This window comes from Alteromonas sp. AWM4_230 (assembly GCF_056158305.1).
Window position 1 is genome coordinate 2,666,530 of record NZ_JBSWTB010000001.1, and the last position, 12,314, is coordinate 2,678,843.

Consider the following 12,314-nt stretch of genomic DNA (forward strand, 5'->3'; position numbering starts at 1 on the left):
CAATTCATCCATTGTTCGCATTTAGAACAGCATTACCGTTGCGCGTGCGCGTAAGCAAGACTTTCTTCCGCGAAACCAAGCCCTGCTTCAGTAAAGAAGTTAAACACTTTATCAACGCCGTTCTCTAAAAGATGAGATACTTCATCTTCATAGCGGGCTATAGCGGCAACTTTGCCAGTGTAACCTGCGTTTTTGAGTTGTCGCGTAATGTTGATTGAATCTTGAATAGAAGGTAAAGCAAGAAGGACAAGCTCTACTTGCTTGATATCTAGATTATCCCATAAATCTACGTCTTCACCGTCGCCGCAAATTACATTAAAGCCTTCATCTGCCATTTCTTTTACTTTTACGCGATCGGCATCCATTCCCCACACGTTAACACCGGTTAATTTGGATAGTGCATTAAAAGCACCGCGTCCAACACGTCCCATGCCTAACACTAAGAATTCTGCATTATGGAGTGTCGGATAAATATCTTCTTTTAAACGTTCTTCTTTCTCGAAACGTTTAATGGTGTGCTTATGCTTGTGATATCGAGAATGTGAATTACGATAAAGCACGCTGGTAATCACAAATGAGATGGAAACGGCCAAAGCAATAACCACTAGCCAGGTGTTTTCTAACAGCCCTAGGGAAACTGCCAGTGCACCGACAATAAGCCCAAACTCGCTATAGTTTGAAAGCACTAAACTGCTTAAATACGCAGTTCGCCCCCGAAGGCGCAGGGAAGTAAATAAGCCAAAAAACAGTGCAGCTTTTAACGGTATAAACAGACAGAACACGAGCGAAAGTACAATCATACTAAGGTCTGGAAGGGCGGTAAGACCGATAGTAAGGAAGAAACCAATTAGGAAAAGATCTTTAAAGCTAAGTAGTGACTTAGCAAGTTCAGACGCTTTCTCGTGTTGCGCCAGCATAATACCAAAGATAAGTGCGCCTAAATCGCCTTTGATATTCACCAGTTCAAATAAGTGATAGCCACCGAGCGCGAGAATAAAACCGGTAAGCGGGAGCAATTCACCGTGCCCGGATTTATTAATCATTTTATTGATAATAGGCATTGCAGGGAACAACGCAAGTAGCGCCAGTGCCCAAACCGAAGGAAGCTTTCCCGTTGCTGCAACAAGAAAGATGACAGCAAAAACGTCCTGCATAACTAAAATGCCTATGGCAAGGCGGCCGTGGCGGGTTTTACTTTCGCCACTTTCTTCTAATACTTTAACAACACATACGGTACTGCTAAAGCTAAGTGCAAATGCGATAAGCGCTGCGCTTTTCCAAGTAAGACCGTCAACGAAATTGGCGGCAACTGCGCCAATCACATAAACGCAACAAGTTATTACACCTACCCATATTAGCGTATGGGAAATGCTACCTGCCCAAACTTCACGACGGCTCAAATCACGGATGTTGAGTTTTAATCCGATGGTAAAGAGCATAATAGTAATGCCTAAGTTGGCAATTTGGGTTAAATCGTCTGTGAGTGTATAGCCTGCAAAATTTAATAAGAAGCCCGCTACCAAATAGCCAACTAAAGGAGGAATGCCAATAAGTTTAACTGTTAAGCCGCAGACAAATGCGAAAAGAAGAAATGCATACTCCATGAATTACCTTTCAAAACGTTGAACGTAAAATCCGTTACCCTTAACAGGTCACATTATCTATACCCCACTATTTACAAATAGTGGGTAAACTCACTAATTTAATGCTTGTAGACTAGCATGTAATGACTTGTTTTCGCAGCTAAAAAAATACCGGATAGTAATGATAAGGTAACGCGTAACCTATAATATTGAGAAGCTGGCTGTAAAAATTTAAACGTTAAAACAGTTACTTACCTTTAAAGTGAATCTAGTTTTTGGTTTGCAGTGTATTGAACAGGGTTATAGGCATATTATCTAGCTTGAATATGGCCGAATTAAAGAAGGACTCTTAATGCGTTTAACTATTTTAACCATACTCACCTTACTGGTCGCCTTTAATGTGGTAATTGGCTTGCTATGGGCACCGGTGTGGTGGTTTTTACTTTTATCTGTCACGTTATTGATTTTTGGTCTTTACGACGCCTTCCAAACACAACATGCCATTTTGAAAAACTTCCCACTCATAGGCAGAGTACGGTGGACAGTAGAAGGTTTAAGACCTTACATCCAGCAATACATCATAGAGACAGATACTGGCGGTACGCCTATTTCCCGCATGTTTCGCTCTATTGTCTATCAACGAGCAAAAAATAGTAGAGAAACGGTACCTTTCGGCACTCAACTAGATACTTATAAAGATGGTTATGAATGGATTGGTCACTCTCTATCTGCTAGAGAAGTAGAGGATATGGATGAAGACCCTCGCGTTTTGGTAGGAGGCCCCCATTGTAAGAAACCATATCGCGCTAGTGTGCTCAATATCAGCGCCATGAGCTTTGGTAGTTTATCGAAAAATGCTATTTTGGCGCTCAATAAAGGTGCTGCGAAAGGTAAGTTCTACCATAACACGGGCGAGGGCGGGTTGACCCCGTATCATCTTGAAAACGGGGGCGATATTGTTTGGCAAATCGGTACGGGCTACTTTGGCTGCCGAACTAAGGACGGCGGTTTCGACCCTGATTTATTCAAAGAAAAAGCCAATCTTGAAAACGTAAAAATGATAGAAATAAAGCTGAGCCAAGGCGCTAAGCCTGGGCATGGCGGTATTCTTCCTGCATATAAAAATACCCCAGAAATAGCCGAGATCAGAGGCGTTGAGCCTGGTACGCAAGTCGATTCTCCACCTAGACACAAAGCTTTCTCGACGCCGTTAGAAATGGTTGATTTTATTAGCCAGCTTAGAGAATTAAGTGGGTACAAACCGGTGGGAATTAAACTCGCCCTTGGGAGGAAAAGCGAGTTCATCGCTATGTGCAAGGCCATGGTAGAAAAGGGTGTTACACCGGACTTTATTACGGTTGATGGCGGCGAAGGCGGAACGGGAGCTGCACCCCTTGAATATACCAATTCTATTGGCTTTCCACTTCGTGAAGCACTCGCTTTTGTAGACGATTGTCTTACAGGTTTTGGTCTACGTGACAAAATAAAAATAATTGCTTCAGGCAAGATCATTACCGCCTTTCAGTTAGCCAAAAATTTGAGCTTGGGAGCAGACATCTGTAACAGCGCCAGGGGGATGATGCTGGCACTGGGTTGTGTACAATCGTTATCCTGCAATACAAATAAATGCCCCACCGGTGTGGCCACTCAGGACCCTAAGTTAGCAAAAGGTTTAAACGTTGAAGATAAGTATGAACGCGTGTACCGTTTTCATAAAAAGACTATTCATGCGTTGATGGATATCTTATCGTCAACCGGCCATGTTAAAACCAGTGAACTGAATCGTACCCATATTTTTAGACGGGTTGATCAATGCAATGTTGCCCGTTATGACGAAATTTTCCCGCTGGTTAAAACGGGAAGCTTTCTCACTGACGATGTACCCGATAGGTTTAAACTTCATTTAAAAGAAGCAAACGCTCAAAGCTTTATGCCCTGTAGTTTATTGGCAGAAATAGAGAAAGAAACGAAAGCAGTATCTTAAAAAAGCTAAGCCATGACTCCTAATCAAATACCGATTGTGGAGTCACGCTTAACGATTTTTAATGTCTAAAACTGCGAGTTAATCTTTAGATTGCTCGCTTGGAATACGCAGTTGATAGAGTCGGTAATCACTAGTCCTGTAGGGGGTTACTTTATATTTAGGCTGAAGATACGCCACTAAATCTATTAGTTCAGAAACGGTTAGCTCGTCGTTTACAACTCGCATTAATGACACACCGTCTTCGCTGGTGAAACTGGCAGGCTGTCGAGGAGTAAGTTTGTGTGATGGGTTAATAATACTTGTCACCAACTCTGCATAAGTTTTAATTCTTCCACTGCTGCCTCCCAACGGAATAGGCTTCGCGACTAGGTATTGCGCATTGTCGGACTCTTTTTCTCCTGCAATTCTGTGACAGTCTTGGCACTGATACTTTTTAAATGCCAAATAGCCTTTTTCCATATTGCCTTCGGGCAAGCTAAAGCCGCGAGGTGACTGCGCGCCCTGGTCACAGGCGAAAAGGAGAAGCGTTGTTATAACAACTATTGCCGTTTTCATACTCATATCCCTCATTATTTTACGGTAAAGATACGTAATGTTCGCTAGAACTAATGTGCATACGTTGATTATGAATGAGGCTACAGACTAATCATTGACCTAGCTCAAAGAATAATTAATTGTATAGCACTACTATTTAACGGAATTAGTTAACGGTATGGTAGAAAAGCACTGCTACCAAACAAAAATTGAGGACAGCCACAATGCAAGGTTACGAAACAATTTTAGTACCTATAGATATTTATTCTGACTACGAATTAGTGGTGGAGAAAGCCATTGCTATAGCGGGCAACAGTCACAAAATTCACCTCCTGTATGTTGCTTATCCACAAACCAATGTAGAGCCTTACGGACTATTTTTAGAACGGGATTTTTCAGAAGAAGTAAGAGAGCAGGCATTAAGGCAATTAAAAGACGTTGCCGCAAAACATGATATACCTTACAGCCACATCAATGTAGAGATAGGTTCTCCTGCTGATGAGATTCACCATATGGCCGAAAAGATTAATGCAGATCTCATTGTTGTCGGCACCCATGGCCAGAGCGGTCTTCGTTTGCTACTTGGGTCAACGGCCAATGCAGTACTACATGGTGTCAAAACAGACGTGCTAGCTGTTAAAGTATAAATTAATGCGGCGATTAGCGTCGAAATTGCTTTAAATATTCATGATAAATACCTTCGCCGTCATGTAGATGTAACGAAGGTCAATTAGGTTTTGTAAGGCTGTAACTAATCTTAAAATTACTTATCATGATAACGAAACGGACAGGTATTTTACGCGTACTCTATGCCACTTACTATTCACTTAAAGGGCTTCGAGCAGCCTTTTTAAGTGAAGCTGCGATCAGACAAGAAGTTTTCGCAATATTGATAATGACACCTGTAGCGTTTTTCATCGACGTCACGCATGTAGAACGTATATTGCTGGTGATATCTTTACTCATTGTGCTTATCACTGAGCTACTCAACACCGCTATTGAGAAACTATGTGATCATGTCAGTACAGACATCCATTTATTAATAGGGCGTGCTAAAGATATCGGCTCGGCAGCAGTGTTCATTAGCCTAGTGATGGCCGGCTTTACGTGGATTAGCATTCTTTGGTAGTGCAATTTGCGATTTATAGGCGGAAAAAAAGCCCTAATTTATAGGGCTTTGATTTTCTGGTCACAACATTCAGATACTAAGGTTCTAATTGTGCTGTCTAAGTTTTTAATGTGCGAATAATGCAATGAAGTTTCACCACCGTTATTAATATCTTTTATCGTAAAAACAACATCATCGCCTCGTGAAGTTACGCATATCCTCACGTAATCATCAGATTTAGCTAATGGCACGTGGAGATATAACGGCTCATTGTTTGAGTTTAAATAATCTAGTGCTGCTTCTTGTGACTTGAAAGGGTCTTGCTTCTCGGGTTGGACATTCCATGACGCCGAGGGAACCACCATTTCCGCGAGTAATTTTCCATGCTTTGTATCAATACCGCTACTCATATATCACTCCTTTTACTTAAATGATTGCCAACTTAGAAAACCGATTCATTAATATAGGCTTAGGGCAAATTTACCTTTTGATACGCGAGTAATACAGTTTCAGATTGGTAAAAGAATGAAGAGAGTAGGTGAGTTAGACATTGTTACTGATTTCGTTGGTTATGCGTAACCATATATTAATTAAGTTACTGTATTTAATAAGCTTTATCTTTTCCGTTTTGCCGACAATTTTGCCATTCCACCACGCTTTACGTTAGCCTGTTTTGTATAATGCCCAGGCATTTCCGGTGATTGCCAACCTCCAGCCAGTTGAAGCTCGGGTAAAGATGCACCATCTTCGGCTAGAGAAACTGCACCACCAACACGACCACTATGTGGTGTAATGTTTTCGCTTATACCTGCACGATGAGCGATGCGTTGCCAAATTCTGTATACGCTCGAGTAGTTTAGTACGTTAGCCTTATGGCTTGGTATGTTTTCGTCAAAAGGTAAAAGTGCAGTTTTATGGTTCGTTAGTCGCCTAAACAATATGCCTTTGTGCAATCCGCGTAAATCAGAAGGAAGTCTTTGTGTTTTAGATTTTGGGTCTATATTTGCTTCATTGATATATTCTTGCACCATTGAAATAGTACTAGAAGAAACGTAACGATATTGGCCCTGACCAGTCTGATCGCTCTTTGATGAAACAACAAGTAAAGTATTGTTTCGTGCTGATATATCCTCAACACATACACGCACTAACTCATCGGCACGTAGTAAGGCATCAAACATCAAATTAATAATCGCGAGGTCGCGCAGTTCTAACAATGAATCTGGAATTATTGCATTGTTAATCTGTTCGACCATATCGATAGTGAGAGGAACCGCTTGTTTATGTGAAAGCCTAAACTTTCTATTTTCAATTAACGACAGCCGTATAAAGTCTCTTAAATACGCTGACCTAATAATGGGATTAGGCAACTTGGCCACGCCAAGAAATTTACTAAGTGCGGATAGCCGACGCTTGATGGTTCTGTAGGCTAGGGGAGAACGACACAATTCTTCTACATAATGTTTTATACAAGTTTCATTGTGTTCAAAATCGTTTTTGAAACCATCGAAACCGTGCTGCCTGCAGAAAATTGCAAATTCATTATAGTCACTTAGATAAGCACGCTGCGTGTTATAAGGAAGCTTGGTAAAAATATCCTGATAATATTGCTGATAGTAATTTTCAAAACTCTTGTCATTAGACGTTACCTCAAGGGATGTTGTTTCTCGAGTCTCATTAGCATTAGCTGAAAACTGCACGGTAGGATCGGACTCGGTAAAATAACTATCGCCAGTATTAGCAACTACAGTTGAGTTTGAGGGATAACTTGCTTTATCAGTGTTCCTTTTAACTTTCATCGGAGAATTATTAGTAACGCCTTTGGTCATTCTGCGCCCAGATAAGTGCAAATTGTTTGGTTTAGAAGACATTAAATAACCCGATAGCCACGATATGTGTGTATTATGCTAGATTGTAAGAAAGACTGTAAAGTACTGATATTTAAAATAATTCACGCATGATAACTGTAATTATCATGCGTGAACATTAGCTCCGATTACACTGAAACGCATATCTTGCTTAACCCACCTTTAGCAATCAATGTGACACTCTACCACACTACTGTATATACAGACAGTCATAACTTCAATATGTGCAAGCAACGCAAAAACTAAAAAACTCTGACGCTATAGTGGCTTTAACGGCGTTTATAAGCCGATATTGTTCGATTTATCCCCATTTATCAATCGTGCGCTACGTGAAATCTGCAAGGCAACACCCCTAAATCTGCTTCAGATTTTACGTAGCATCGCCTATATATTAAGCACTAAAACGCTTGAATATATAGCTTCTAAATCTGTATTCCCAGTTTATATTTCACCCAGGTAAATTATGCCTGACGAAGTGGTGGTACTGGACGATGGTGGCGACTAGTGAGAACAAAGGTATTTGATTTTTCACTCTTTCGAAAAGGAATAGGCGATAGTTTTTGTAAGTCCGTTCTTCTACCTTTGTGCTTAAGTTAAACGTGACAGCTAAACTAAGCGCTTTATATTTTAAACACTAATTAGATCGAAACTCCACGAACGTTATTTTTAGTCGTATGCAACAGCAAGCACTAAATTAGAATTTTTAATTAAATGACACTAGTTCCAATCCTAAATAGATACGCTTTGGTAAGCCCAATTTTATTATTCGCAACGACTTTTATAAGCTCCTTAATTTATCTAATAACTATATCGATGAATGCACGGAAAAGTATTCCAGCGACTCAGCAACCTCTAGTTATTTAAAAACCGCAGATACCAATTATCACCGTTTTAATTACCTGGAAAGAGTTCTGTTAAACGGATAGATTTAAACAGCGTTAAATAGTAAAGGTGGTGTTTTATAAAAAGGAAGCAAATTTAAAAAGACAGTCTCATAAGACTTATAAAAGAATCGCAGATTTAAAGCTAACACCTTTAAAAACTGTGATGATTACTATCGTTAAAATGCCTAGTATTTATTCTGCTTAAATACGGTACAAATAGATTACTCGTAAAAATTTAGTTCACAGGGTAGCGTCAAGCTTCGTGCGTCTTTCTTATTTCTATTTTAACACTCTATTTAACATAATATACATTATGCGTAATTACATATATGGACGATTAGGGCGATGAAGTAGCTCTATTTGGATGCTTTGTTGGCTGTGATTACTCACAGACTTTTTTGCGTGGCTGCTGTGTTGACCCAGTGTTAGGTTTTAGGCTTGTTCGTGAATATCGCACTTATGTCGGTGCTTTTAATTAAAACTTACAGAGATGCTTTGATTTGGGACTGATAAATTGAGTCGTAAAATAAAATCGTGCGCTACGTGAAATCTGATGTACTACACCTCACAAAATATAATTTCATTCACGTAGCGTTACGTTAAAACTTTTAGCGATTTAGCCTAAGAACTACGATTAATTTAATAATTATGATTACATTGAGAGCTAAATTGGTTTCTACTCAAGGTTTGCAAATATAGAAATTCAGAATACATAAAATGAATACGTAATTAGAAAGCTTCAAACCAATTTCCATTTAAGGTTGAGCGTTTTTCTGTGCTTTTCCAAATACTTAGTTTGTTGTTTTAATAAAGGTAATACTCAACAATAAATTCAAAAAACCGCATTAGCTTTCAGTTACAAGCTTAAATGCGGGTTTAGCCTCATTCCTTATAAGCTTGTTCAATTCGCTTTATATCTCCATCGTAATTTAATGCTAGTTTCGCGCGTTCATAACTCTGTTTAGCTAATTTATTCGCTGCGTTTTTGAAGTCTTTATCCAGCTCTATGTCGCTGTTATCGAAACAGGCTTTTATAGTGTTAAGCGATTTTTGAATTCGTATCGCTACTTCAATATTAGCTGCACCATCTCTAGCAATACTTGTATAAGCGTCATCGAATAAATCGCCCACACTTATTTTAGATAAAGAAACCCGGTTATACTTGATGTTGCTTTTAGTATGGCTCTGTTTATTGTCGTTTTTGCTAACTTGCTGAGAATTATGATTGGCGCTAGGCTCGTCATTATTATTCTCACCACCATGTTCCTTTTGCACCGGTGTGTGCCACAGTAACATTAGCCTGGTGATACTACTGATGGCATTTATCGCTGTACCGTGGTCATTAACCGATGGTGACAATGCACGAGATGCAATTTCAGCTAGAACAATAAATCCAAATCTGGGGTCAGCTTCAAACGATCGCGCTTCGCCTATGGTAAAAGCGCCGACAATCTCATCTTTTTTGATATCTTTGTTTGTATACGCCAACGGGCGCTCTGGCGTAACAAATTCACCAGGGAGTAAGGTTACATTGATAAAGCAGTCTTCGCTTTTTGCAAGGGATTGAAGCTTTGCGATATCGATTAGCTGGATATACCCTACTTTTTCGGTGAAAATAGCGTAACTCCCCTGCTCTTTTATTTGCTCTTGGGGTACAGCACCCAAACATGGGCTATCTATTCTATTTTTTATCGCCCGTGTAGTAGCGGCTTCCACTTTTAAAAGCGTAGATCCCACACGGCCTAACCGAGCGACGCTATCTACCCATCGAATGAAAGTTAAAATCACTATCGCAAATGCCAGACACGTTAAGCAAAATAAAATGAAAAGTCCGGCTTCATTAAAGAAAGCCTGAGTCATTGCAGTAAGTGCTACTGCGCTATAAATAAATGCACCAATAAAGACCGATAATGCATTTTGCGATACATCGTCAGAGATAATAAGGCTTAATGAACGAGGCGTAGATGATCGACTCGCTGATGCATAGGCATTAACCATAGTACCTGCTGAGAATGTGGCAATAACCATCATGCTCGATGCCATTATTGAAAGCAGTGTTTCTACAGATTCCGGTTTAATTTCAGGGATATGTTCGGCAAGTGAAGTGCCGTCGGCCAATTTGGCGAGGAACACTGCAAAAATAGAAAGAAGGCAAAACCCGAGAGGTTTCACCCAAAGCTTTTCTTTTAGGCTATAAATAAGGAATCTGAGTCTATCTACGGTTATCGGGGCTTCCACGTTGCTCTCTTATTAGTTAACTTTTCACTAATAAGTACGAAAGTTATTAGATTTCTGATTTATCTTACATTCATAAGATGGGAGCTGTACGTAAAACCATGTTTAAACCATATGTAAAAACAAAGGTCACTTGCGTGTTTACCATGACATTTATCATTTTAACCCCATTTTACTAAAAAATGCGGCGACTACCGAAAGGTCGTAAACTAAGAAGTAAGTTGCTTCAACTATTAGTGCCCTGTTATCCAAATCGGCGGCTAATGTTCCTTCGAGTAAGAGCATTAGCTGCGGCGGCTGGAATAATTGCATTGAAACCTATGCGGCTGCGCTTAGGTTTCTGGTGTAGAGGATAATTTCGTGCTCTGATTTGATTTGATATAACCATGGCAAATTAAGAAGCGCTAGTATTCTTAATTTACCCGTTTATTCCCGCTAGGTTAACCCAAATTGGTTTGGGCTTTCTTTTTGGTTGAAGCACAGCGCTTTGAGCAGTAACGTACGTTTTCCCAGTTTTTCTCCCATTTCTTGCGCCAAGTAAACGGCCTATCACAGACCGGGCACATTTTGGTCGGTAAGTCAGACTTCTTCATTTTTGGTTAGCTTTGATAAAAATATCGTGGCGTCCTGTTTCATGGTTTCTATATTTTCTTCTTTCATCCGCCCATAGGTTTTATAAATCATAGCCATACGGTGATTGTTACTTAACTTTTCTTTGTGCTTATCTATAAAATGCCAGTAAAGGTAGTTAAAGGGACAAGCTTTTGGTCCTGTTTTCTTCGAAACCTGGTAGCCACAGTTTTTGCAGTAGTTACTCATTTTATTGATATAGCTACCGCTAGCGACGTAAGGTTTACTTGCTAAGTTTCCTCCGTCGCTGTACAAGATCATTCCCGCTACATTGGGCAGCTCAACCCATTCATAAGCATCAGCGTAAACAAGTAAATACCACGCTTGTACTTCTTCGGGGCTCAGTTCGGTTAATAAGCTGAAGTTGCCAATCACCATTAGCCGCTGTATATGGTGTGCATAGGCATTTTGTTGGGTCTCTTTGATACATTGACGCATACAGTTCATATTGGTTTGCGCATCCCAAAAGAACGAAGGCAACGAGCGAGCGTTATTGAAATAATTGTCGGTTTTCAAATTCGGCATAAAGTGCCAATAAAAGCCTCTCACATATTCGCGCCAGCCCAGTATCTGTCGAATAAACCCTTCGGCAGAATTAAGAGGTACTTGCCCAGCATGGTACGCTTGCTCGGCGGCTTGAATGGCTTCTTTCGGGGTTAATAACCCGCAGTTTAGGTAGAACGCGATATGAGAATGATAAAGCCAAGGCTTTCCCTCGACCATGGCGTCTTGATACTGACCGAAATTTGGCAGCCTTTCTTCAATGAAGGTATTCAAAACGGTAAGGGCGTCTTCTCGTGTTACCGCAAAGTGGAAGCTATCAATATCGCCAAAATGTTCGCTGAATTCGTTTTTTACTAACTTGATAACATCTGAAGTGATATCGTCAATGTCGAATGTGGTGTGCTTAGGCACTTTTTCGGTTTCTGGCATAGATTCACGATTTTGGGCATCGTAATTCCACTTACCACCTATAGGGTTTTTCCCATCCATGAGCACGTTGTGTTTACGGCGCATTTCACGGTAAAAAAACTCCATGCGAAGCTGTTTTTTACCTTCCGCCCAGTCAGTAAACTCTTGGGGCGTGGATAGAAATCGATTGTCATCGCAGATCGTAACGGGTATGCCAAGCACGTGTTCCCATTGTTCCATACTCTTTAACAAGCGGTATTCACCAGGCATGGTCACTTTTACTTCATCAAAATCCTTTTCGCTTAATGCGTGTTTAACTTGGGCAAGTAAGTCGCCTTTGTTAGCGCTATCGGTATAGTGAACGTAGTTAACGTTATAGTTTTTATCACGCAAACGTTTAGCAAAATGGCGCATAGCGCTAAATAAAAACGCAATTTTTTTCTTATGATGTTTTACGTAAGTGGCTTCTTCACGAACCTCCGCCATTAAAATGGTGTCTTTGCTTTTTACAGCATCGGTAATAGCCGGTAAGGTTTCGGTAAGCTGATCGCCTAAAACTAAAATAAGTGCTGCCAT

Annotated in this window: 10 protein-coding genes; 3 read left to right on the forward strand and 7 right to left on the reverse strand. The window is 40.3% G+C overall.

Translation table 11 applies throughout. The annotated features are described in order from the left end of the window. Positions 1–32 precede the first annotated feature (32 nt). The gene (locus ACXACS_RS11515; RefSeq protein WP_474806680.1) at positions 33–1,604 is read right to left on the reverse strand and encodes a cation:proton antiporter domain-containing protein; all 1,572 of its coding nucleotides are present in this window, start codon (positions 1,602–1,604) and stop codon (positions 33–35) included. A gap of 331 nt (positions 1,605–1,935) precedes the next feature. On the opposite strand from ACXACS_RS11515, the gene ACXACS_RS11520 reads away from it, so the two are divergent. Further along, complete coding sequence (locus ACXACS_RS11520; RefSeq protein ID WP_474806682.1) at positions 1,936–3,567, forward strand: FMN-binding glutamate synthase family protein; 1,632 nt, start codon at positions 1,936–1,938, stop codon at positions 3,565–3,567. A gap of 78 nt (positions 3,568–3,645) precedes the next feature. Here ACXACS_RS11520 and ACXACS_RS11525 read toward each other — a convergent pair whose 3' ends face one another. Beyond that, positions 3,646–4,122 (reverse strand): c-type cytochrome, encoded by a 477-nt coding sequence (locus ACXACS_RS11525; RefSeq protein WP_474806684.1) that lies wholly within the window; start codon positions 4,120–4,122, stop codon positions 3,646–3,648. 203 nt (positions 4,123–4,325) lie between these two features. Between ACXACS_RS11525 and ACXACS_RS11530 the strand changes: the two genes are divergently transcribed. Together ACXACS_RS11530 and ACXACS_RS11535 are read left to right on the forward strand one after the other, a co-directional pair. Next, positions 4,326–4,748, forward strand: coding sequence for a universal stress protein (locus ACXACS_RS11530; protein ID WP_014949582.1), 423 nt, complete (start codon positions 4,326–4,328; stop codon positions 4,746–4,748). A gap of 125 nt (positions 4,749–4,873) precedes the next feature. Then, positions 4,874–5,230 (forward strand): diacylglycerol kinase, encoded by a 357-nt coding sequence (locus ACXACS_RS11535; RefSeq protein ID WP_474806686.1) that lies wholly within the window; start codon positions 4,874–4,876, stop codon positions 5,228–5,230. 38 nt (positions 5,231–5,268) lie between these two features. On the opposite strand, the gene ACXACS_RS11540 is transcribed toward ACXACS_RS11535, so the two are convergent. From ACXACS_RS11540 to ACXACS_RS11560, 5 genes are all read right to left on the reverse strand, one after another. Continuing rightward, positions 5,269–5,619 carry a hypothetical protein gene (locus ACXACS_RS11540; protein ID WP_474806688.1) on the reverse strand — a complete coding sequence of 117 codons (351 nt, stop codon included), beginning with the start codon at positions 5,617–5,619 and terminating at the stop codon, positions 5,269–5,271. Positions 5,620–5,823: 204 nt separating this feature from the next. Then, complete coding sequence (locus ACXACS_RS11545; protein WP_474806690.1) at positions 5,824–7,038, reverse strand: tyrosine-type recombinase/integrase; 1,215 nt, start codon at positions 7,036–7,038, stop codon at positions 5,824–5,826. Between the two features lie 1,805 nt (positions 7,039–8,843). After that, entirely contained in the window at positions 8,844–10,199 is a 1,356-nt protein-coding gene (locus tag ACXACS_RS11550) for a DUF2254 domain-containing protein (protein WP_474806692.1), read from the reverse strand. A gap of 437 nt (positions 10,200–10,636) precedes the next feature. Then, entirely contained in the window at positions 10,637–10,789 is a 153-nt protein-coding gene (locus ACXACS_RS11555; RefSeq protein ID WP_474806695.1) for a DUF2256 domain-containing protein, read from the reverse strand. Then, positions 10,776–12,314, reverse strand: coding sequence for a cryptochrome/photolyase family protein (locus tag ACXACS_RS11560; RefSeq protein WP_474806696.1), 1,539 nt, complete (start codon positions 12,312–12,314; stop codon positions 10,776–10,778). Before ACXACS_RS11560 ends, ACXACS_RS11555 begins: the two co-directional genes overlap by 14 nt.